Annotated in this window: 22 protein-coding genes; 11 read left to right on the top strand and 11 right to left on the bottom strand. The window is 75.3% G+C overall.

Going from position 1 to position 21,372, the window contains the following annotated elements:
- Positions 1-41 precede the first annotated feature (41 nt).
- From ACFYT9_RS20555 to ACFYT9_RS20545, 3 genes are all read left to right on the top strand, one after another.
- Positions 42-986 carry a M56 family metallopeptidase gene (locus tag ACFYT9_RS20555; protein WP_389165786.1) on the top strand — a complete coding sequence of 315 codons (945 nt, stop codon included), beginning with the start codon at positions 42-44 and terminating at the stop codon, positions 984-986.
- An 85-nt stretch (positions 987-1,071) separates the two neighbouring features.
- Positions 1,072-1,740, top strand: coding sequence for a phosphatase PAP2 family protein (locus tag ACFYT9_RS20550; protein ID WP_389165784.1), 669 nt, complete (start codon positions 1,072-1,074; stop codon positions 1,738-1,740).
- A gap of 132 nt (positions 1,741-1,872) precedes the next feature.
- Positions 1,873-2,490 carry a TetR/AcrR family transcriptional regulator gene (locus ACFYT9_RS20545; RefSeq protein WP_389165781.1) on the top strand — a complete coding sequence of 206 codons (618 nt, stop codon included), beginning with the start codon at positions 1,873-1,875 and terminating at the stop codon, positions 2,488-2,490.
- Between the two features lie 11 nt (positions 2,491-2,501).
- On the opposite strand, the gene ACFYT9_RS20540 is transcribed toward ACFYT9_RS20545, so the two are convergent.
- The gene (locus ACFYT9_RS20540) at positions 2,502-4,043 is read right to left on the bottom strand and encodes an LVIVD repeat-containing protein (protein WP_389165840.1); all 1,542 of its coding nucleotides are present in this window, start codon (positions 4,041-4,043) and stop codon (positions 2,502-2,504) included.
- A 184-nt stretch (positions 4,044-4,227) separates the two neighbouring features.
- On the opposite strand from ACFYT9_RS20540, the gene ACFYT9_RS20535 reads away from it, so the two are divergent.
- Entirely contained in the window at positions 4,228-4,884 is a 657-nt protein-coding gene (locus tag ACFYT9_RS20535) for a DUF305 domain-containing protein (protein WP_387279939.1), read from the top strand.
- Here ACFYT9_RS20535 and ACFYT9_RS20530 read toward each other — a convergent pair.
- The gene (locus tag ACFYT9_RS20530) at positions 4,862-5,254 is read right to left on the bottom strand and encodes an ArsR/SmtB family transcription factor (RefSeq protein WP_376602312.1); all 393 of its coding nucleotides are present in this window, start codon (positions 5,252-5,254) and stop codon (positions 4,862-4,864) included. The two genes, ACFYT9_RS20535 and ACFYT9_RS20530, sit on opposite strands and share 23 nt — an antisense overlap.
- Positions 5,255-5,458: 204 nt before the next feature.
- On the opposite strand from ACFYT9_RS20530, the gene ACFYT9_RS20525 reads away from it, so the two are divergent.
- Together ACFYT9_RS20525 and ACFYT9_RS20520 are read left to right on the top strand one after the other, a co-directional pair.
- Positions 5,459-6,538, top strand: coding sequence for an NADH:flavin oxidoreductase/NADH oxidase (locus tag ACFYT9_RS20525; protein ID WP_389165778.1), 1,080 nt, complete (start codon positions 5,459-5,461; stop codon positions 6,536-6,538).
- 124 nt (positions 6,539-6,662) lie between these two features.
- Entirely contained in the window at positions 6,663-7,745 is a 1,083-nt protein-coding gene (locus ACFYT9_RS20520) for a WD40/YVTN/BNR-like repeat-containing protein (protein ID WP_389165775.1), read from the top strand.
- A 34-nt stretch (positions 7,746-7,779) separates the two neighbouring features.
- Here ACFYT9_RS20520 and ACFYT9_RS20515 read toward each other — a convergent pair whose 3' ends face one another.
- On the bottom strand, positions 7,780-8,457 hold the full coding sequence (locus tag ACFYT9_RS20515; RefSeq protein ID WP_389165772.1) for a uracil-DNA glycosylase: 678 nt from the start codon (positions 8,455-8,457) through the stop codon (positions 7,780-7,782).
- 90 nt (positions 8,458-8,547) lie between these two features.
- On the opposite strand from ACFYT9_RS20515, the gene ACFYT9_RS20510 reads away from it, so the two are divergent.
- Together ACFYT9_RS20510 and ACFYT9_RS20505 are read left to right on the top strand one after the other, a co-directional pair.
- Positions 8,548-9,567: an N-acetylglucosamine kinase gene (locus ACFYT9_RS20510; RefSeq protein ID WP_389165770.1), complete on the top strand. Its 1,020-nt coding sequence runs from the start codon at positions 8,548-8,550 to the stop codon at positions 9,565-9,567.
- A 170-nt stretch (positions 9,568-9,737) separates the two neighbouring features.
- Positions 9,738-10,655 carry a sirohydrochlorin chelatase gene (locus ACFYT9_RS20505; protein WP_376604344.1) on the top strand — a complete coding sequence of 306 codons (918 nt, stop codon included), beginning with the start codon at positions 9,738-9,740 and terminating at the stop codon, positions 10,653-10,655.
- 78 nt (positions 10,656-10,733) lie between these two features.
- Here ACFYT9_RS20505 and ACFYT9_RS20500 read toward each other — a convergent pair whose 3' ends face one another.
- The 4 genes from ACFYT9_RS20500 to ACFYT9_RS20485 all read right to left on the bottom strand — a co-directional run bounded on the left by ACFYT9_RS20500 (position 10,734) and on the right by ACFYT9_RS20485 (position 15,167).
- Positions 10,734-11,795, bottom strand: a complete 1,062-nt coding sequence (locus tag ACFYT9_RS20500) for a lactonase family protein (protein ID WP_389165768.1) — start codon at positions 11,793-11,795, stop codon at positions 10,734-10,736.
- Positions 11,796-11,895: 100 nt separating this feature from the next.
- The gene (locus ACFYT9_RS20495) at positions 11,896-13,398 is read right to left on the bottom strand and encodes an FUSC family protein (RefSeq protein ID WP_389165765.1); all 1,503 of its coding nucleotides are present in this window, start codon (positions 13,396-13,398) and stop codon (positions 11,896-11,898) included.
- 267 nt (positions 13,399-13,665) lie between these two features.
- Positions 13,666-14,355, bottom strand: coding sequence for an ankyrin repeat domain-containing protein (locus ACFYT9_RS20490; RefSeq protein ID WP_389165763.1), 690 nt, complete (start codon positions 14,353-14,355; stop codon positions 13,666-13,668).
- A 251-nt stretch (positions 14,356-14,606) separates the two neighbouring features.
- Entirely contained in the window at positions 14,607-15,167 is a 561-nt protein-coding gene (locus ACFYT9_RS20485) for a heme-binding protein (RefSeq protein ID WP_389165760.1), read from the bottom strand.
- Positions 15,168-15,525: 358 nt separating this feature from the next.
- On the opposite strand from ACFYT9_RS20485, the gene ACFYT9_RS20480 reads away from it, so the two are divergent.
- A complete protein-coding gene (locus ACFYT9_RS20480; protein ID WP_376602904.1) occupies positions 15,526-16,020 on the top strand; it encodes an Lrp/AsnC family transcriptional regulator in 495 nt (164 codons plus the stop codon).
- Between the two features lie 73 nt (positions 16,021-16,093).
- On the top strand, positions 16,094-16,726 hold the full coding sequence (locus ACFYT9_RS20475) for a DinB family protein (protein WP_387279909.1): 633 nt from the start codon (positions 16,094-16,096) through the stop codon (positions 16,724-16,726).
- A 22-nt stretch (positions 16,727-16,748) separates the two neighbouring features.
- On the opposite strand, the gene ACFYT9_RS20470 is transcribed toward ACFYT9_RS20475, so the two are convergent.
- Entirely contained in the window at positions 16,749-18,920 is a 2,172-nt protein-coding gene (locus ACFYT9_RS20470; RefSeq protein ID WP_389165757.1) for a SpoIIE family protein phosphatase, read from the bottom strand.
- 52 nt (positions 18,921-18,972) lie between these two features.
- A complete protein-coding gene (locus tag ACFYT9_RS20465; RefSeq protein WP_389165755.1) occupies positions 18,973-19,545 on the bottom strand; it encodes an SSI family serine proteinase inhibitor in 573 nt (190 codons plus the stop codon).
- A gap of 98 nt (positions 19,546-19,643) precedes the next feature.
- Between ACFYT9_RS20465 and ACFYT9_RS20460 the strand changes: the two genes are divergently transcribed.
- Positions 19,644-20,201 carry a carboxymuconolactone decarboxylase family protein gene (locus tag ACFYT9_RS20460; protein ID WP_389165753.1) on the top strand — a complete coding sequence of 186 codons (558 nt, stop codon included), beginning with the start codon at positions 19,644-19,646 and terminating at the stop codon, positions 20,199-20,201.
- On the opposite strand, the gene ACFYT9_RS20455 is transcribed toward ACFYT9_RS20460, so the two are convergent.
- Both ACFYT9_RS20455 and ACFYT9_RS20450 read right to left on the bottom strand, forming a co-directional pair.
- Complete coding sequence (locus tag ACFYT9_RS20455) at positions 20,198-20,737, bottom strand: GNAT family N-acetyltransferase (protein ID WP_389165750.1); 540 nt, start codon at positions 20,735-20,737, stop codon at positions 20,198-20,200. The genes ACFYT9_RS20460 and ACFYT9_RS20455 overlap by 4 nt on opposite strands.
- Positions 20,734-21,351 (bottom strand): isochorismatase family protein, encoded by a 618-nt coding sequence (locus ACFYT9_RS20450; RefSeq protein ID WP_389165748.1) that lies wholly within the window; start codon positions 21,349-21,351, stop codon positions 20,734-20,736. The genes ACFYT9_RS20455 and ACFYT9_RS20450 overlap by 4 nt, the downstream gene beginning before the upstream one ends.
- Positions 21,352-21,372: the final 21 nt, after the last annotated feature.

Below are 21,372 nucleotides of genomic sequence, written 5' to 3'. Positions count from 1 at the left end.
GGCCGTACCCCCGGGGAGCACCCCCCTCATAGGCTGGCGCCATGTCGGTCTCCCTCGCACTGCTGCTGCTCGGCGTCCTGACCGCTCTCACCGCGCCGCGGATGCTCGCGCGGGCCCATTGGGTCGAGCGAGAACCGGTCGTGGCGCTCTGGGTCTGGCAGTGCGTGGTGGCCGCCGTCCTGGTCAGTTTCGCGCTCTCGATGACCCTCAGTGCGGCCGCCGCCTGGCAGGCCGTGCGCGGACAGGTCTTCGCGCCCGCCCCGCGCGCGGTGATCGACGCGTACGAACTCTCCACCGGCGGCGGCCCCTGGTCGGCGGTGATCGCCGTGGTCCTCGCGGCCGCCGGCCTGTGGTCCGGCGCGATGCTGGGGCGCGAGATCGGCCTGGCCCGCGCCCGCCGCCGGCAGCGCCGCGACGACCTGCTGGTCCGCGCCCCGCAGCTGCCCGGGGAGGAGGAGAGCGGCGGCCGGCTCGTCGTCCTGGAGGGCGAGCGGCCCGATGCCTGGTGGCTGCCCGGCGCCACCCCGCGGCTCGTCATCACCACCGCCGCCCTGCGCCGTCTGAAGGGCCGCCAGCTCGACGCGGTCCTCGCCCACGAGCAGGGCCACGCCCGCGCCCGGCACGACTGGCTGCTCAACTGCTCCGGCGCGCTGGCCGCCGGCTTCCCCGGTATCCCGGTCTTCGCCGCCTTCCGGGAGGAGATGCACCGGCTGGTCGAACTGGCCGCCGACGACGTGGCATCGCGCCGCTTCGGCCGGCTCACCGTCGCGCTCGCCCTGGTGGAACTGAACGAGGAGCGGGGGGTGTTCGCCGCGGCGCCCGGCAGCGGCCCCGAGGCCGGACTCCCCCGCCGCGTCGACCGGCTGCTCACCGCCGCGCCCCGCCTCACCGCCGCCCACCGCCTCCGTCTGACCGCGACCGCCGCCCTGGTCCCGGTCGTCCCGCTGCTGGTCGCCTTCTACCCGGGCCTGGCGGCGCTGGACTAGGAGCGTGTCGTCCCGAACGCCCGTCGACGGGCGTCCCGGTGTTGCGCGTGGTGGTTCGCGGCGGCCGGTCCGGCAGGATCGTGGAATGCGTACTTCCGCCGTGGTGTCCGGTGTTCTGGCCCTGTTGTTGCTCGTCCTCGTGGTGGCCGGCTGGTCCCCCTTGCTCTCCTTCGACCTCGCGGTCGTCGAGGCGCTGCACCGCAGCGCCCTGGCGCACCCGTGCTTCACCCGGGTCAACCGGGTGCTCAGCGACTGGGTGTGGGACCCCCTGACGCTGCGGTTGCTGGCGCTGGCCGTCGCCCTGACGCTGTTCCGGTACGGGCGCCGGCGGCTGGCGCTGTGGGTGGCCGGGACCGTGGCGGTGGCGGCCGGCCTGCAGCAGGCGGTGAAGGCCCTGGTCGGCCGGGACCGGCCGGAGTGGCGGGACCCCGTGGACTCCGGCTCGTTCGCCGCCTTCCCGTCGGGTCACGCGATGACGGCGGCGGTGGTCTGCGGGCTGCTGCTGTGGGTGGTCGCGGTGGTCGGGCGGGAGCCGTGGCGGGGCTGGGGCACGCTCGCCGGGCTCGCCGTCGTCTCGGTGCTCGGGGTCGGCTGGACCCGGCTCTACCTGGGCGTGCACTGGCCGTCGGACGTACTGGCAGGCTGGCTGCTGGGCTGGTGCTGCGTGGCCGTCGCGGTGGTGACGTACCGCCGGAGCCCCGACCGGGGGCCCCTCCCCGGCGGTGAGCGCGCGGGCGACGGGAAGGAGACGTGACGAAGCCGCCCGGCCTGGACGATCCCCCGTGTCGTCCAGGGCAGGCGGCCTCCTCGCCGTCGCGCCACGAGGGCGGGGCGGCGAACCACGCTGAGTATATTGGCCGAGAGCCAGTCAACGCAGGAGCCCAGCATGACGCCGCGTAGCCCGTCGGTCAACGAAGAGCTTCGGCGACGCTCGCGGGAACGGATCCTGGCGGCCACGGTCGAGCTGGTCGGGCGGCACGGCTACGAGGCCACGACCCTCGGCGACATCGCCGAACGGGCCGGGGTGGCCCGGGGTCTCGTCTCGTACTACTTCCCCGGCAAGCGGCAGCTGCTCCAGTCGGCCGTGCACCGGCTGATGCACCTCACGCTCGCCGAGGCACTGGAGCGCGAGCCGCGCACGGAGGGCGGCGCGGAACGGCTCGCCCGGGCGATCGACGCGATCCTGGGGCTCGCGGTGGACCGGCCGACGCTGATGCGGACCCACATGGCCGGCATCCTCCAGGCCGAGGGCTTCGTGCGGTGCGAGGAGCAGCAGCGGCTCGCGTTCCTGCTGCGGGACACGGTGGAGCGGTACGGTTCCGAGGACGTGGACCGGGACTATCCGCTGCTGCGGGCGCTGTTGATGGGCGCGGTGGTGGCGGTGCTTCTGCCGGGCGCGCCGATGCCGATGGCGCGGCTGCGCGCGGAGCTCTTCCACCGCTACGGACTGGCGTGGGAGAGCGGTGTGCCGCCGGGCGGCGGTCCGCCCGACGGCATGCGCTGACCCGTCCGGGATCAGTCCCGGTCGTGTCCGTGGCCGTGGCCGTGGCCGTCGAAGTCCTCGAAGTAGTCCGGCTGGGTCTGGACGTTGAGCTCGTCCATCCGGATCCGCTTGGCCGGGTCGGTGCGGCGGTCGGAGATCTTCAGGACGTCGAGGCCCCGGGCGATCTCGTTCGAGTAGACGTGGCCGTTGTAGTAGTACGCGGACCACGAGCCGCCGGTGGTGAGCGCGGTGTCGGAGACCGGGCCGCGGTCGAAGTAGCCGATCTCCTTCGGGCGCCGGGAGTCGGTGAAGTCCCAGACGGAGACGCCTCCCTGGTACCACGCCTGGACCATGAGGTCCTTGCCCTTGACCGGGATCAGCGAGCCGTTGTGGGCGACGCAGTTCTCGGTGTCGGCCTGGTGGCGCGGGATCTTGAAGTAGCTGCGGAAGACGAGCTGGCGGTGCTTGCCCTTGCCGACGATGTCGTAGATGCCGTTGGCGCCGCGGTTCGGCCCGACGGCGGCGTTGCAGGTGGCGCCGCCACCGCCGCCCAGCTCGTCGGTGAAGACGACCTTGTTCGCCGCCTGGTTGAAGGTCGCGGAGTGCCAGAACGCGAAGTTGACGTTGTCCTGGACCTGGTCGATCACCCGGGGGCGCTCGGGGTCGGAGACGTCGAAGAGGATGCCGTCGCCCATGCAGGCGCCGGCCGCGAGGTCCTTGCCGGGCAGCACGGTGATGTCGTGGCAGCCGGTCGTCTTGGAGACGCCGGGGTTGGTCGGGCTGCCGGGGTTGCCGCCGCCGTCGGGGCCCTCGCCCGGGAAGAGGACGGGGAAGGCGACGACACGGGCCTGCTGGGGCGCCTTGCGGGGCACCTTGATGACCGAGAGGCCGTCGTGCGGGGGTTGGCAGTCGGGGAAGGCCGCGTTGGGCGAGTACGAGGAGACGTACACGTACACGTCCTTGCGCTGGGGCAGGATCGTGTGGGTGTGGGAGCCGCAGGCGGTCTCGACGGAGGCGACGTACCTCGGGTTGGTCACGTCGCTGATGTCGAAGATCTTCATGCCCTCCCAGGACTCCTTGACCGAGGCGGGCTGTGTCGTGCTGGCGCACGAGTCGTCGCTGCGGGAGGAGTCGGTGGAGAGGAAGAGGAGGTCCCCGGAGACGGAGATGTCGTTCTGGGAACCGGGGCAGAGGACCTGGGCGACGGTCTTCGGGGCCTTCGGGTCGCTGATGTCGAAGACGCGGAAGCCGTCGTAGTTCCCGGCGAAGGCGTACTTGCCCTGGAAGGCCAGGTCGGTGTTGATGCTCTTGAGGGCGTCCTTGGGGATGTTCGCCAGGTGCGTGATGTTCTGCGAGCGGACGATCTCGTCGACGCCGGGTATCTCGCCGCTCCGGATCGCGGCTCGCGCCTCCGCCGCCTGCTCCGCCGAGACCGGCGCCTGGACCTGCGCGTCTCCGGGGTCGGGGGTGGCGGTGGCCGTTCCGGTGGCGAGCAGCGCCGCCAGGAGGCCGGCGGCGGCGGTGGCCGCGCCGAGGCGTCTGATCCTGGACCGTGGACTCTGCGGGGTAGGCAACGAAGTCACTCCGTCCTCCGTGTTTTCCGTTCAATGCTGAACGGTGCTGGACCCCGGCAGTATGTTCCTTGGCGTGCACATCCCAACAGATGGCAACACAGATGTAATGAAGGATTCCGAGCAACTCCCCGGCAAGAACTGCTAGGAACGGCCCCTGTACCCGCAAATCCCCCTGGAGGTACCGTTGCTGACCCGTCACCACCGGCGCGCCGCCGTCGCCGCGACCCTCGCCGCGCTGGCCGCACTCACCCTGGGAGCCTGCGAGTCGGGGCCCGCGGGCGCGGCACCGAAGCCCGCGGCGACCGGCGCGGCCGCGGAGGTCGTGGTGCCGGGCAGGCCCGGCGAGCCGGCCCGGCGGGTGTCACCCGAGGAGGCGGCGAGCCTGCTTCCGGACGAGCGGCCGAACGGCGCGGACTTCCGGTACGTGCAGATGATGATCGTCCACCACCGGCAGGCCCTGACGATGACCGCGCTGGCCCCGGGGCGGGCGGGCTCGTCCCCGGTCGAGAAGCTGGCGGAGCGGATCGCGGCGGCGCAGCAGCCGGAGATCGGCGCGATGGAGGGGTGGCTGAAGACCCATGGGGGACCCCGGGACCAGGGCGAGCACGCCCATCACTCGATGCCGGGCATGGCGACCGAGGCGCAGCTCGCGGAGCTGAAGGCAGCGAAGGGCGCGGCCTTCGACAAGCTGTTCGTCACGCTGATGGTGACGCACCACGAGGGTGCGGTGACGATGGCGGCCGAGGCCCTGGGCCAGGGCAACAACATCCAGGTGGAGGAGATGGCGAACGACGTGATCGCGCAGCAGACGGCCGAGATCAACCGGATGCGGTCGCTGTGACAGGGCCGGTCGCGGCGGCCTCCTCCCCGCCGTGCCGGGCGGACTGGGCCTCGGCCGCCGCCAGGACGGTGTCGAGGAGGCCGGGGAAGAGAGTGTCGAGGGCCGCGCGGCGGAGCCCGTTGAGCTTGGCCGTGCCGCGGTAGTCCTGCCGGATGACGCCAGCCTCCCGGAGCACCCGGAAGTGGTGGGTGGTGGTCGACTTGGTGACCGGGAGGACGAAGTACGAGCAGCTCAGCTCGGTCTCGGCGGCGGCCAGTTCACGCACGATCCGCAGCCGCACGGGGTCGGACAGCGCGTGCAGCACCGGCTCCAGGCGGATCTCCTCACGGGTGGGGTGCTCCAGGAGGCGGTGACTGGCGGGGGGCGTCATGGCGGCGGCTCCACTCTCTCCGACTGCTGCTCTCCCCTCCGGCCGCGCCGGAGGGTGGTACCGGGCGGTCGTCACCGCGCGGACCCTCATTGTACGAGGATCCTCGTAGTTTGACAGTCGCCGTACTACGATGGGTATCGTACGAGCATCCCGCCGGGCTCTCCCAGGTCCGGCTCCCCGGCCGTTTCCGAAACGGAGTCCGCGATGAGCGCCGCCCTCTTCGAGCCCTACACCCTCCGCTCGCTGACCGTCCCCAACCGCGTCTGGATGGCGCCGATGTGCCAGTACTCGGCGGAGGTCTTCGGGCCGAACGCCGGCGTCGCGGGCGACTGGCACTTCGCCCACTACGCCGCCCGCGCCACCGGCGGCGCCGGCCTGATCCTGGTCGAGGCCACCGCCGTCTCCCCCGAGGGCCGGATCAGCCCCGCGGACCTCGGCCTGTGGAACGACACCCAGACCGAGGCGCTGCGCCGGATCACCTCCTTCCTCAAGGCCCAGGGCACCGTCCCCGGCATCCAGATCGCCCACGCCGGACGCAAGGCCGCCACCGAGCGCCCCTGGCTCGGCCGCGGCCCCGCGCCGGCCGAGGAGGCGTGGCAGCCGGTCGCCCCGAGCCCCGTCCCCTACGCCGACGACCACCAGGTGCCCACCGAGCTGACCGAGGACGCCATCCGGGAGATCGTCGGACAGTTCGCCGACGCGGCACGCCGCGCCCTGGACGCCGGCTTCGAGGTCGTCGAGGTGCACGGCGCCCACGGCTACCTCATCGGCGAGTTCCTCTCCCCGCACAGCAACCACCGCACCGACGCCTACGGCGGCTCCTTCGAGAACCGCACCCGGCTCGCGCTGGAGGTCGTCGACGCGGTCCGGGCCGTCTGGCCCGAGGAACTGCCCGTCCTCTTCCGCGTCTCCGCCACCGACTGGCTGGAGGAGGCGGGCTGGACCCCGGACGAGACCGTGCGCTTCGCCGCGCTGCTCCGCGAGCACGGCGTCGACCTGCTGGACGTCTCCAGCGGCGGCAACGGCGGCCCCGCGCGGATCCCCGTCGGCCCCGGCTACCAGGTGCCCTTCGCCGCCCGGGTCAGGGCCGAGACCGGACTGCCGGTCGCCGCCGTCGGGCTCATCACCGAACCCTCGCAGGCCGAGAAGATCGTCGCCAACGGCGAGGCCGACGCCGTCCTGCTCGGCCGCGAGCTGCTCCGCGACGCCTCCTGGCCCCGCCGCGCCGCCCGCGAACTCGGCGCCTCGGTCGTCGCGCCGCCGCAGTACGCCTGGGCGATCTGAACCGTCCCCGACAGCGCCCGGACACCCCGTGACCGTCCGGTCACGGGGTGTCCGGGCGCCGTTGTCAGTGGCCGGGTGCAGACTGGCCGGTATCCGCGACAACGGCGTCCTGGAGGTGGGCCCCATGCCCGACGTACTTCTCACCGTAGGCACCCGCAAGGGACTCTTCATCGGCCGCAGGCACGACGGCCGCTGGGAGTTCGACGATCCCCATTTCCCCGCCCAGGCCGTCTACTCGGTGGCCATCGACACCCGGCCCGACACCCCGCGACTGCTGGTCGGCGGCGACAGCGCCCACTGGGGCCCGTCCGTCTTCCACTCCGACGACCTCGGCCGGACCTGGACCGAACCGCCCGCGCCCGCCGTCAGGTTCCCCCAGGACACCGGCGCCTCCCTGGAGCGCGTCTGGCAGCTCCACCCGGCCCCCGCCCACTCCCCCGGCGTCGTGTACGCGGGCACCGAACCCGCCGCGCTCTTCCGCTCCGACGACGGCGGCGAGTCCTTCGCCCTGGTCCGTCCGCTGTGGGAGCACCCCACCCGCTCCGCGTGGGAGCCGGGCGGGGGCGGCGAGGCCGTGCACACGGTCGTCACCGACCGCCGCGACCCCGACGCCGTCACCGTGGCCGTCTCCACGGCCGGCGTCTTCCGCAGCCGGGACGGCGGCGCCTCCTGGGCCCCGTCCAACGACGGCGTCTCCGCCGTCTTCCGGCCCGACCCGCACCCCGAGTTCGGCCAGTGCGTGCACAAGATCGCCCAGGACGCGGGCGACCTCGACCGGCTCTACCTCCAGAACCACTGGGGCGTCTACCGCAGCGACGACGCCGGCGGCAGCTGGACCGACATCGGCGGACCGCTCCCCTCCGACTTCGGCTTCGCCGTCGCCGCGCACCCGCACCACCCCGACACCGCCTACGTCTTCCCCATCACCGCCGACTCCGACCGGGTCCCGGCGGAGCGCCGCTGCCGGGTCTACCGCACCAGGGACGCCGGGACGAGCTGGGAGCCCCTGGACAAGGGCCTCCCGCGGGGCGACCACTACGGCACGGTCCTCCGCGACGCCCTGTGCACCGACGACGCCGACCCGGCGGGCGTCTACTTCGGCAACCGCAACGGCGAGGTGTACGCCAGCGACGACGACGGCGACACCTGGCGCCTCCTCGCCGACCACCTGCCGGACGTCCTGTGCGTCAGGGCGGCGGTGGTCTGAACTCCCCGCCGCCCCACGGCGGTCGGCGTACCGCTCAGGGCAGCAGCCAGTCCACCGGCTCGGCTCCCTGGGCGACCAGCATCTCGTTGGCCCGGCTGAAGGGACGGGAACCGAAGAAGCCCCGGTCGGCGGAGCGCGGGGACGGGTGCGCCGACTCGACGGCGGGCAGACCGCCGAGGAGCGGACGGGCGTCGCGCGCGTCCCGGCCCCAGAGGATGGACACCAGCGGCGTGCCCCGGGCGGCGAGGGCGCGGATGGCCTGCTCGGTGACCTCCTCCCAGCCCTTGTTCCGGTGGGCGCCCGCGTTGCGCGGGGAGGTGGTGAGCGTCCTGTTGAGCAGCAGGACGCCCTGCCGGGTCCACGGCGTGAGGTCGCCGTTGGAGGGCCGGGGGTGGCCCAGGTCCTGGTGCATCTCCCAGAAGATGTTCAGGAGGCTGGCCGGCAGCTGCCGCACCTCCGGCGCCACGGCGAAGCTCAGACCGATCGCCATCCCCGGCGTGGGGTAGGGGTCCTGACCCACGATCAGGACCCGCACGTCGTCGAAGGGCTGCTGGAACGCCCGCAGGACGTTCGCCCCCGACGGCAGATACGTCCGGCCCGCGGCGACCTCCGCCCGCAGGAAGTCCCCCATCTCGGCCACCCGGCCCGCGACGGGCTCCAGGGCCTTCGCCCAACCGGGCTCCACCAGTTCGTTCAACGGTCTCGCAGTCACGGTCCGTCACTCTAGCGGCCTACACCGACACCGGCCCCCGGCCTAGACTGCGGGCCCCAGACACCCCACCCGGTGAGGACGGTCACGAGCGTGGAGTCCCATAACGAGCCCCGGCACGAGCCCGGGAGCGCGAGCGCCGGCGGGCCGCCGGACGCGGTGGTCGTCGGCGTCGACTCGGGAGGCTCCGGACTGCGGGTCGCCCTCGCCCGGGCCTCCGACGGCGCGGTGCTCGGCAGGGAGGCCGCCGCAGGCCCCGTGCGGACCGGTCCCGGCGGGATCTCGGCCGGCCACTTCCTGGAAACGGTGCTGCCGGCCGTCGCCGCGCTGCGGGCGCGCTGCGCGGAGGGACGGCCGGTGCTCGCCGCCGCCGTGGGCGCCGCCGGGATGGCCACCCTCGGCGAGGAGCTGCGGGCGGTCCTCCCCGGGGCCTTCGCGGACGCCTGGGGGGTACGCGGCACCGCGCTCGCCGCCGACGCCGTCACCGCCTACGCCGGGGCGCTCGGCGCGCGGCCCGGCGCGGTCGTGGCCGGCGGCACCGGCCTCATCGCGCTCGGCACCGACCTGAAGGGCTGGCGCCGGGCCGACGGTTGGGGCCACCTCCTGGGCGACTGCGGCAGCGGCGCCTGGATCGGCCGGGCCGGCCTGGAGGCCGCGATGCGGGCGTACGACGGGCGGCGCGGCGGTTCCGCGGCGCTGCTGGCCCGGGCGGAGGAACTGCACGGCCCGGCGGCGGGGCTGCCCGCCGCGCTCTACCCGCGGACCGACCGGCCCGCCGTCCTCGCCGCCTTCGCCCCGGAGGTCGCGGCCCATGCCGGGTCCGACCCGGTGGCCGCCGGGATCCTGGAACGGGCCGCCGAGCACATCGCCGACTCCGCGGAAGCGGCCTGCCCGCCGGGCCCCGGCTCCGCCGTGGCGCTGACCGGCGGACTGTTCCGGCTCGGCGAGCCGCTCCTCGTACCGCTGCGGGCGGCGCTCGCGGACCGACTGCCCGGGGTCGTCGCCGTCGCCCCCGCGGGCGATCCGCTGGACGGGGCGGTGACGCTGGCCACCGGGCTCGCGGGCGCCGGGATCCGGCTCCCCGAGGACCCCGCGCTGCTCCGGATCGCCTGACGGCGGCACCCGGGCCGGAGGCATCGCCGCTGGTCGAAGGCGTGCCGAGGCTCCGCACGGGGTCCGAGTCCGGTATGCGGTGCACAGGGGACCGGACATAGGGGGACAGAAGGCGCGGGGCGCCACCTCACCGAACGCCGCCGTCCGCAAAGCCAGTAGCATGCGGCGCCATGAGCTCCCCCACTGGGCCCGCCAACGGCCTGCCTGTACGAATGCCGCGCCCCCGCCCGTCCGGGCGGCACCGTCGCCCCGACCCGGCGGCGGCGCCCGAGGGCGCTCCCGCCCTGGTGCTCGCCGTTCCCGGCGCGCCCTCGGCCGCCATACGCTCACTCGCCGACGAGCTGGTCAGCATCGCCCGGTCCGAGCTGCCCGGCCTGGAGGCCGCGATCGGGTTCGTGGACGGCGACGGCGCGGAGTACCCGACGCTCGCCGGCGTGCTGACCGCCGCAGCGGAGCTGCGTGAGGAGCGGTACCGGATCGCCGTGGCGGCCGGCCGCGAGGTCGGGGCCCCCGAGGGCCCGGCCGCGATCGTCGTACCGCTGCTCGCCGGCCCGGACAGCGCCGTGATGCGCCAGATCCGCCAGGCGATCATGGACAGCGGGAACACCGCCGAGCTGACCGACGTGCTCGGTCCGCACCCGCTGCTCGCCGAGGCGCTGCACGTGCGCCTGTCGGAGGCGGGCCTCGCCCGCGCCGACCGCGCCCGGCTCTTCACCGTCGCCACGGCCGCGGACGGCATCGTCCTGGCGACCGTCGGCGGCGAGGAGGCCGTGCAGGCGGCCGGCATCACGGGCATGCTGCTCGCGGCCCGGCTCGCCGTGCCGGTGATGGCCGCCGCGCTCGACCAGGAGGGCTCGATCGCCTCGGTGGCCGAGCAGCTGCGCGAGGCGGGCGCGGTGCAGCTGGCGCTCGCCCCGTACCTGATCGGCCCGGAGCTGGCCGACGGTCTGCTCGACGAGGCGTCGAAGGAGGCCGGCTGCCCCGCGGCCGAGGCCCTGGGCGCCTACCCGGCCATCGGCAAGCTGGTGCTGTCGCAGTACGCGTCGGTGCTCGGCCTGCCGCAGCAGGGCGCGGCCCCCGCGCTCTGACCCGCCCCGGAACCACCCGAAGGGCCCGCACCGGAACCGTCCGGTGCGGGCCCTCGCGTGTGCCGGGGGCGGGGCGCGTCAGCCGAAGACGACGCAGGTGACCGCGGGGGCCTCGACGGAGCCCGCGCGGACCGGCGTACCGGTGCCGGGGTCGACGTCGAACCAGGTGACGTCGCCGGAGCGCTCGTTCGCCGCGTACAGCCGCCGCCCGGACGGGTCGAGGGCGAGGTCACGGGGCCAGCGGCCGCCGCAGGGCACCGTGGCGGAGCGGATCGCCTCGTCGCCCGCCGGGGAGAGCACGAGGACGACGATCGTGTCGGTCCCGCGCACGGCCACCCACAGGAACCGCCCGTCGGGCGCCACGACGACGGCCGAGGGGTAGGCGGGCCCCGCGGTGTCCGCGTGGACGAGCGGGATCTCCGCCAGCGGCGTCAGCTCGCCGCGCTGGGCGTCCCAGCGGCAGACGGTGACGGCGGGCTCCAGCTCGCCGACCACGTAGGCGTGGCCTCCCGCGGGGTGGAAGGCGAGGTGGCGGGGGCCGTACCCGGGCCGCAGCGCGGTCTCCCGGTGCAGGCGGAGGGTGCCGTCGGCGGGGTCGAGGGCGCAGACCCGCACCGAGTCCGTGCCGAGGTCCACGCTGACCGTCCAGCGGCCGCTCGGGTCCGGCAGGACCTGGTGGGCGTGGGGCCCGGCCTGGCGGTCGGCGACCGGGCCGCCGCCCTCGTGGTGCAGGACGCCTGTGGCGGGGCCGGGCGTGCCGTCGGCGCCGAGGGGCAGGACGGTGACGCTGCCGGAGGTGTAGTTGGCGGTGAGGAGGTGGCCGGCGGCGACGGCCAGGTGGGTGGGGCCGGCGCCGTCGACGGGTACGGGGGCGCCGAGCGGGCGCGGTGCGGGCCCGCCGGGGGCGAGGGCCGCGACGGCGCCCGGCTCGGTCTCGGAGACGGCGTAGAGGACGCCGTCGGCGAGGGCGAGGTACGAGGGGTCGGCGACGGCGTCGGTCGAGCCGGTGACGGTGAGCGCGCCGGTCCCCGGGTCAACGTCGGCGGCGAGCACGCCGAGGCCGCCGGCCGAGGTGAAGGAGCCGAGGTAGGCCCTGGCCGGTCCCGCTCCCCGCTCACGTGTCTCGTCGGTCCCGCCCACGGCGCCTCCCTGCCCCAAGGCCGGTCGCTGCGACCGGCCGTCTCGGGCCGACGGTAGCAGGCGGTCTAGACCAAGTTCGATCAGCTGTCGGCCGGCGGTGTCAGGAGCGGACCAGGAGGGAGCCCGGCGGGGTGCGCAGCGGCTCGTCGAGGGCGGCGAGCAGGCGCTCCAGGCCGCTGACGTGGCCGAGGGCGGCGGGGGCCGGGTGGTGGGCCGGGTCGGGCCCCTCGGCCTGCCGGACCGGGGCGGGCTCCGGCGCGCCGGGCGAGGTGAGTCCTTCGACGGCGGTCTCCACCCGCCAGCAGGCGGCGGCGAGGCGGGCGTCGTGGCTGGCGTCCGGGTCGGCGGCGCCGGCGGCGAGGCCGCGCACCTCGGCGGCGCACTCGTCGAGCAGGGCGAGGACCTGGCGGGCGCGGCCCTTGCGCTCGCGGAACGGGCTGAGCGGGTGGACGAGCGGGGCGACGGAGAGCCGCACCCGGCCGAGGAGCAGATCGAGCTCGGCGACGTGCGGGCTCGGGTCGGCCCGCTCGTCGCCGGCCAGCCGCCGCTCGGAGGCGGCCGTGGCGGCGTGGACGGCCCGCAGCGCGCGCTGGATCCAGGCGTCGTTGATGGCGTGGGTGGTGACCGGGAGGATCAGCAGGACGGCGAGGGCGGCGCAGACCGCGCCGACGGCGGTCTCCTCCAGGCGCAGCACGAGGAGCGCCGGGTCGAGGACGCCGAGGAGGCCGTAGAGCAGGCCGGCCATCACGGTGACGGCCAGCATCATCCAGCTGTAGGAGAGCGGCGCCGTGTAGAAGATCCCGAAGACGCAGACCGCCACCAGCAGGGCGGTGGGCAGCGGAGCGCCGTGCAGCGGGATGGCGACGACCATGCCGACGGCGATGCCGAGCAGGGTGCCGAGGAAACGGCGGAAGCCGCGGACCAGGGTCTCGCCGCGGGAGACGGTGTTGACGAAGATCCACCAGGTGGTGCCGACGGCCCAGTACCAGCGGTCCTCGGAGAGCACCTGGCCGATGCCGAGCGCCACCGCGCAGGCGGCGGTCGCCTGGACGGCCTGCCGGGTGGTGATCCGGGCGAGGCCCTTGCCGGGGAGCGGGGCGGGGGCGGCCGGCGGCGGGGTGCGCCGCTCGATCGGCCAGAGCACGAAGCGCACGGTCCCGGCAGCCGCGAGGGCGATGCCGACGGCCGCGTACAGCTCGGGGAGCTGACCGGGGACGGCGTGCAGGAACTGGGTGCTGAAGAAGTTCATGAAGGCGAAGATGCCGAGCGCGTGGCCGCGCGGGCCCCAGCGCCGGGCGTAGACGCCGCAGAGGACGACGAGGAGGAAGGCCGCGTCCCGCAGGAGGGTGTGGTCGTGCAGCAGGGTGGCCAGGGCGAGGACCGGGAAGCCGGCGAGCGGGAGCAGCAGGGTGGTGGCGGCCTGGCGGCGGACGGTGGCGTCGGTGACGGTGAACAGGGCGAGCAGCGCCGCCAGTCCTCCGGTGATCGACGCGGTCAGCGAGAAACCGGCCAGCTCGGCCACGGTCACCGCGAGCCCGATGCCGAGGACGGCCCGCAGGCCGGTCCTGAGCCGGAGAAGCCCCGGGTCCGGAGCCATGAACATCCTCTTCACGACGGTCGGCCGCCCCCTCGTCTTGCCGCTCGCCCGCCCGCGGGCGGTCCCCGGGGTGGTGGGGCGCGCACGGACACGACGAAGGCGCCGCCGTCCGGGACGGCCTCGTCGCCGTCCCGGCGCCGCGGCGCCGAAGTTGTCTGATGGATACAAGGGAAACACCGACCGGGCCCTTGGCTCAAATCGACGGAGAACCAGTGGGCCATTGGCTCGGTCTTCGCGCGTCGCATTGGCCCGGCTGCGGGCCAGTGGACCAGGTCAGGCGAGGGCGGCGGGTGCGGCCGGGGCCGCCTGTGCGGCCTGGGCTGCTTGAGCTGCCTGAGCTGCCTGGGCCGCCTGGGCCGCCTGGGGGTTTTGCAGCCGGTCGGCGAGCGCGGTGTGGCCGCGCCGCCGGGCGTGCTCCTGGGCGGTGGTGCCGGACGCGTCGGCCAGCCCGGGGTCGGCGCCGGCCGCGAGCAGCAGCGCGACGACCTTCTGGTGGGCCGGGCCGCCGTCGCCGAGGATGACCGCCTCCAGGAGCGCCGTCCAGCCGAGGTCGTCGACGTGGTCGACGTCGGTCGGGGTGTCGCGCAGAACGGCCCCGACGTAGGGCGCGTGGCCGCGTTCGGCGGCTCGGATGAGGCTGGTGCCGCCGAAGCGGTCGGTCAGCCGGAAGTCGGGGGCGGGGTCGGCGGCGAGCAGCACCCGCAGCATGGTGACGCTGCCGGTGGCGCCGGTCGCCAGCCAGGGGCTGTCGTGCCGGGCGTCCAGGGCGTTGACGTCGGCGCCCGCGGCGACGAGCGCGCGGGCGGCCTCGACGTGGTCGCCGGCCACGGCGAGCAGCAGCGGGGAGCGCAGCTCCTCGTCGCGGGTCTCGGTCCGGGCGCCGTCGGCGAGCGCGGCGCGGACGCCGACGGCGTCGCCCCGGCGGGCGGCGGCGAGGAGCCGGCGATCGGGTGTGGCGGTCACGGCGGTCTCCTCAGGGTCGTTGGCGGGGGCGTGCGGGGGGCGGAGCGCGGGGGCGGGTGCGGGGGCGGGCGGTCGCGGGGGCGGGGCCGGGCGGGGCGACACCGCGGCGGTCGCGGGGGTGGGCAGTCCGGGGCGGTCGCGTCGCCGGGGCCGTGCGGCGGACGGGCCGGACGGCCCCGGGGAGGGGGCCGACGGCGTCCGGGCGGGCGTGCCCGGACACCGTCGGGGTCGGGAACCCCGGGGGCGCCGGCCTACTTGGCGAGGGCGTCGACGCCGGCCTGGGCGAACTTCTGGTCGAGGTCGCCGGAGGGGGCGCCGGCGACGCCGATGCCGGCGACGGGGGCGTTCTTCGCGGTGACGGGGGCGCCGCCGCCGAGGAAGAGGGTGCCGGGGATGTCCTTGAGGTTGGGGGCCTGCTCCAGGCGCTTGACCAGTTCGGTGGTCGGGGCGTTCCAGGAGACGGCGGTGTACGCCTTCTTCTCGGCGGACTCGTAGGACTGCGGGCCGGCTCCGTCGCCGCGGAGGGTGACGAGGGTGTTGCCGTCGCGGTCGACGACGGCGACGGAGACGCGCTGGTTCTCCTTCTCGGCGGCGTCGAGGGCGGCCTGCGCGGCCTCGGTCGCGGCGTCGATCGTCAGGTGGGTGCTCGTGGTGGTGTTCTTCTTCTTCGCGTCGGCCTTGGCGACGGCGGCGGCGGGAGCGGCGGCCGGGGCGGCGGCGTTGGCGGAGACCGTGCCGAAGGCGCCGGCGCCCAGGGCGACCAGGGCCGCGCCACCGGTCAGGACACGGGCTCGCTTCGAGATCTGCTTCATGGTCGGTCACTCCTCGGACTGCTACGGGGCGGGATCGGGCCGGTGGAGAACCGGCCCGCACGACCGGGAGGCCGTCGCGCCGTCCCGCTCTGCACTCCATCCTGGGTGCGGTCCGAGGGCCGTACGGTCGGCCCGGCGGATGGTCGTGCGGCCCCGCCCGGCGGACCGCGGGGTCAGCCGATCGGACGACCCCGACCCGGCCGGGGACGGGATGAGCGCGCGGGGAGGGGCCGTACGCGCCCCTCCGGAGCCACCGCCTCCGCGCCGGTTACAGTCGGGACCGTCCCGGCGGATCGGCCCGCCGGGCGGACCGTCCCGCCGGGGCCGGCCCGGCGGGAGACAGGAAGGCCGGCACGTCATGGCGGTGGACGAACTCGACACCCGCATCCTGCGGCTGCTGATCGAGCAGCCGCGCACCAGCGTGCGGGAGTACGCGCGGATCCTGGGCATCGCCCGGGGCACCGTCCAGGCCCGGATCGACCGGCTCGAACGGGACGGGGTGATCACGGCCACCGGCCCGGTCCTCTCCCCCGCCGCGCTGGGGCATCCGGTGCTGGCCTTCGTGCACGTGGAGGTCACCCAGGGGCATCTGGACGAGGTCGGCGACGCGCTCGCCGCGGTGCCGGAGATCGTCGAGGCGTTCTCGATCACCGGTGGGGGCGATCTCCTGACCAGGGTGGTGGCCCGCGACGCCGGCCATCTGGAGGACGTCATCCAGCGGCTGATCCAGCTGCCCGGGGTGGTCCGCACCCGTACCGAGATCGCGCTGCGCGAGCGGGTCGCCCACCGGATGCTGCCGCTGGTGGAGTCGATGGGCCGGGGCGGCGCCGAGCGCCGGTCGGGGGGCCGGTAACTCGGGTGCGGGGGTGGGCGGGTGCGTGGCAGGGTACGGGCGCCCCGTCCCCGCACCCTTCCGGAGCCGCACCATGGCGATCCCCGCCCGACTCGTCCCCCTCCTCGCCCAGTTCGACTTCGCGCGGCAGCGGCTGACGGACCGTCTGTCCGGTCCTGTGGTGGACAGCGGCAACGGCACGGACGTGCCGGTGGGCCCGATGACGGACGACGAGTACCTGTGGGAGCCGGCGCCCGGCTGCTGGTCGCTACGGCGGTCGGCCGACGGCCCCGGTCCCGCCGCCGAGCTGCTGACCGGCGCCGGCGAATGGGGCCGGGAGACCTCCCCGTACCCGCATCCCGTGCCGCCGCCCTTCACCACCCTCGCCTGGCGGCTGGCGCATCTCGGCGAGCTGCTGGAGCTCCGCGCCGACCACACGAACGGCACCCGTTCGCTGACCCGTGACGACCACCGGGCGGCCGGTGACGCCGCCGGCGCGATCGCCGCCTTCGACACGGCCGCCGAGGCGTGGCGCACGGCGCTGCTCTCGGTGGGCGACGAGGAGCTCGACACCGTCGGACACTGCACCTACCCGCACGGCAGCGACGCCGAGGAGCCCTTCCTGGAGATCGTCTGGTGGGTCAACCAGGAACTTCTGCACCACGGCGCCGAGATCGCCCTCCTGCGCGACCTGTACCGGATCCGTCACGCGGTCCGGACCGCGTGACGGCGGTTCCCCGGAGGACGCGTCAGCCGGCCGTCGTCCGGGCGAGGACGAGGGCCACGTCGTCCTGCGCCGGGCCGACGAGCAGCCGGCCGAGGACGGCGTCGCAGATCTCCTCCAGCGGGCCGTCGGCCCGGCCGAGGGCGCGGCCGAGCTGGCGCATGCCCTCGTCGAGATCCCGGTCCCTGGCCTCGATCAGACCGTCCGTGTAGAGCGCGAGCAGGCCCCCGGGCGGCAGCGGGAACTCCTCGGTGCCGAAGTCGTGCGCGCCGGTGCCCAGCGGGGTCCCGGGCGGTCCCTGGAGGAAGGAGACCGACCCGTCGGGGGAGACCACGGCGGGCGGTGGATGGCCGGCCCGGGCGATCGTCCAGAGGCCGGTGGCCGGGGAGTGCACGGCGTACAGGCAGGTCGCCATCGTGTCCTCGCCGAGGTCGGCGACGACGGCGTCGAGGGAGCGCAGCATCTCGGTGGGCGGGATGTCGTGGCGCGCCAGGGTCCTCACGGCGGTACGGAGCTGGCCCATGACGGCGGCGGCGTGGATGCCGTGGCCCATCACGTCGCCGATGACGAGGCCGGTGCGCCCCGCGGGCAGCGCGATCACGTCGAACCAGTCTCCGCCGACGTCGTGGGCGCTCGCGGGAAGGTAGCGGCCGGTGAGTTCGAGACCGGTGACGGCGGGCAGGGCGCTGTTGGTGAGGCTGCGCTGGAGGGCGAGGGCGGCTGCCCGCTGGGTGGTGTAGAGCCGGGCGTTGTCGATGTTGAGCGCCGCCCGGGCGACGACCTCGTCGATGAGCACCGCGTCCTGGTCGTCGAAGGGTTCACGCGTCTTGAGGCGGGTGACGGTGACGGCGCCGAGCACCTGGCCCCGGGCGACGAGCGGGACAGTACGGGCGGACCCGAAGCCGGTCGACAGGTAGTCGCGCAGCGACGCGGCGGCCTTGCCGGGGAAGAGGACCGGGATGTCGGCGGCGCTCAGGAAGGTGGGGCGGCCGTCGAGGACCAGCCGCTCGTACGCGGAGCCGGCGGGCAGCTGGAAAGTCTGGCCCGGTGCCAGGAGCGGGCTCGGCGGCACCGGTTCGGGGAAGACGGCGGCGATGCGGCGCAGTACGCCCCGGGAGGAGGCGGCCGGGTCGTCGGGTTCCAGGACGGACTCCAGCATCTGCACGTCGGCGGAGTCGCACAGCTGCGGCACGAGGAAGCGGACGACCTCCTCGGCGGTCTGCCGCAGGTCGAGGGTGGTGCCGATCCGCGCGCCCGCCTCGGAGAGCAGGGCGAAGCGGTGGCGGGCCCGCTCGACCTCGATGTGCGCCTCCTGGCTCTCGGTGATGTCGACGAGGGAGGCGATGAGACCGAGGGGGCGCCCGGCCCGGCCCGTGGGGTCGGCGGCGGCGTCCGTGTGGTTGACGCCGGGTGCGCGGTCGGTGCCGTCGGAGCGGCCGGGGGTGGTGCCGGAGGCCGCCGCCGAGCGGGTGCCCCGGTCCACGAGCGGCGCGTAGGAGCAGGACCAGATGTGGTCGCGGTCGGGGTCGGCGGGGGTGCGGCCGACCCGCCGGGCGTCGACGACCGGCGTACGGGAGTCGAGGACCTGCCGCATCAGGGCCTCCAGCCCGGCGGCGTTGACGCCGGGCACCACCTCGGTGAGGCGGCGGCCGACGTGTTCGGCGGCGGTGACGCCGTTCATCCGGGCCAGGGCGTCGTTGACCCGCAGGAAGCGCAGGTCGGGGCCGAGCAGGGCGAGCCCTATCGGCGACTGGGTGAAGAGGCTCTCCATGGCGGCGAGGTTCTCCCGCATCCGCAGGACCTCGGAGGTCTCCACGGCGATGAGCATCGCGCCGGGCCGGCCCGTGGGATCGGCGGCGGGCACGATCCACATCTCCATCGGGACCATGTGCCCGTCGCGGTGGCGGACCGGCAGCGTGCCGACCATCGTCTCGCCGGCCTGGACGCGGCGGGTGAGCCCCTCGGCGAGCTCCCGGTTGGCGTCCGGGACGAGGAGGGGGGCGGCGGGGAGGCCGAGAACGTGTTCGGGACGGTGGCCGAGGAGCTCCTGGGCGGCCAGCGACCACTCGACGATGCGGCCCTCGGCGTCCTCGCGCCACAGGGCGATGGGCAGCAGTTCCCGGAGCACGCCCGCGTCCCCGACGGCCGCTCGCGGCGGCTGCGGAACCCTGCTCGGCGACGACTGATGAGCGTCCACGCATCGACCTACGCATCGGCTTGGCCCTGGGGGCGATCCCTACCGCCTCACCCTAACCGAGGTGCCTTCGGGGGGCTTGCGCGGCGCATCCGTTCGGCCGCGTACGGCCGCCCCCGCGCGCGGGCGCCTTGGCCGGGGGCGGGACCGGGGCGGGACCGGGGCGGGGCCAGAAGGCGAAGACGGCGCCGGTGCGGGCGTTCAGCTCGCAGGTGTTGCCGTACTGGCGGGTGAAGGAGACCGGCCTGCCGCGCCACACGCCTTCGGCGCGGACCTCGACGGGGTCGTAAAGAAGGGTGCACGCGGTGTCGGAGGCGCGCTCGACCCGCCCCTGACTCGCGTCCAGGTCGGAACAGGCGGACGCGGCCCGGGGGTGGTCGCCGCCGGCCGGGTCGCAGTGGAGGGTGACGGAGCGTGCGGCGGGAGCGGAGGGGGTCGTGGCGTCGGGCGAGGGCGCCGTCGTGGCGGGGGCGGGGGCGGGGCCGGAGACGGTGAGCCGGAGGGTGGTGACGGGGGCGTCGGGGACTCCGGTGGCGGCGGGCGGGACGGCTCCGGGCGGGACGGCTCCGGCCGTGGGCGCGGCGAGGAACAGGGCGGCCAGCAGGGCGGCCGGGAGGGGCGCGTTCATGCCCGGCCAAACGATCCGGGGGATCGGCGGTCACCCCCCGGGAACGATCTCCGACCCCGTCTCGTTATACCCCCCATGGGTATAACGAGGAGGATTCCATGACCACGACCGGCGCCACCGCCCGCCGCCTGCCGGCGCTCACCCCCGCCCAGGCCCAGGGGCGGGCCCGCGACCTGCTCGCGGACATCGTCGAACGGCACGGTTCGGCGGGTGAGATGGTCTCCACGATGGCCAACTCGCCTGCGGTGATCGAGGGTTACCTCGGGCTGTCGCGCGCGATGAAGCGGGTGAGGATCCCCCGTGCGCTGAGCGAGAAGCTGTCGCTCGCCGTCCAGGAGTGGATCGGCTGCGGCACCTGCCGCGAGGCGCACGAGGCCGCGGGGCGGGCGGCGGGGCTGAGCGAGTCGGACCTCGCGCTGGCCCGGCAGGGCACGTCCACCGACCCGCGCGAGGCCGCCCTCATCGCCCTCGCCCTGAAGGTCCTCGCCGAACCGAGCGGCCTCGGCGACGCGGACGTCGCCGAGGTGCGGGCACACGGGTGGAGCGACCGGGTCATCGCCGAGGTGGTCGGCGTCGTCAGCCTCAACCTGCTCACCGGCGCCTTCAACCTCCTCGCCGGCATCCAGCCGGCCGCCGGGGAGGAGAGCGCCTCCTAGACCGGCACGAGGGCCGGGGGCTCCGTCTCCACCAGCACCTTCTCCATCAGGGTGAAGGACTTCGGCGGGCCGCCCGGCTGCGGCTTGCCGTCCTTGCGGCCGACCGCCCGATAGCCGGCCCGCTCGTAGTAGGAGGTGAGCGCGGTGTTGGTGGTCAGGCAGTCGAGGCGCAGACGCGTGCGGCCCGCCTCGGTGACGCGGTGCTCGGCGGCGGCCAGCAGCAGCCGTCCGGTTCCGGGCTCCGCGCCACGGTCGACCATGAGCCGGTGGACGTAGCCGGCGACCGGCGGCTGCGGCCCCCAGGCCGCCTCGTCGTCCCACCACAGCTCCCAGGCTCCGGCGACCCGCCCGGCGCACTCGGCGATCCAGACCTCGCCGTGGTCCATGACCCGGCGGAAGTGGTCCTCGCCCAGCTCGCCGGGGCTCCACTGGCCGGTGATGCCCCGGGACAGCATCCAGCGCGCGGCGTCGTCGCGGAGGCGTACGAGCGTGGCGAGGTCGGCCTCGCCGGCCCGGCGGTGGCGCGGCGCGGTCATGCGGCCGTTCCTCGCCCGGCGTCCCCGGGGCCGCGCGGGCCGGCCGGGGCGGTGAAGGAGACGGCGGCGGCCGGGTCGGTGACCTCCGCGTCGGAGCCGAGGGCGTAGGCGGCGACCCGGGAGACGACCGCCGCGGGGACGGTGTCGGCGACGCCGGGGACGGGCGGGCAGTCCTGGGTGGCGTGGGCGTCGTACGGGACCACGACGCGATAGCCCCGGTCGAGCGCCGTACGGGCGGTCGCCTGGACGCACATCTCCGACATCACGCCGCAGACGGCGACGGCCCGGGTGCCGTGCCCGGCCAGCAGCGCACCGAGCCCCGTCTCCCGGAAGCCGTCGTCGTACGGCTTGCGGACGACGGCCTCGGCGGGTCCGGGGACGACCGGGTGGTGCAGCTCCCAGCCGGGGGTGTGGGGTTCGTCCTCCGCGCCGGGCGGCCCGTCGTTCTGGAGGTGGACGACGAGCGCGCCGGCGGCGCGGGCGCGGGCGAGGAGCCCGGCGGTGCGGTCGACGAGCCGGGCGGCGTCGGGCACGGCGCCGTCGCCGGTGACGAAGGCCGACTGGACGTCGACGACGATGAGGGTGTCCACGGGTGGGAGCGTCTGCGCGGTCATCCGGCCATCATCACGCTTCCG

This window comes from Streptomyces sp. NPDC004435, assembly GCF_042873895.1.
Classification (GTDB): Bacteria; Actinomycetota; Actinomycetes; order Streptomycetales; family Streptomycetaceae; genus Streptomyces.
Note: the sequence above shows the minus strand (reverse complement) of the source record. Positions and strands in the feature narration are given on the sequence as shown.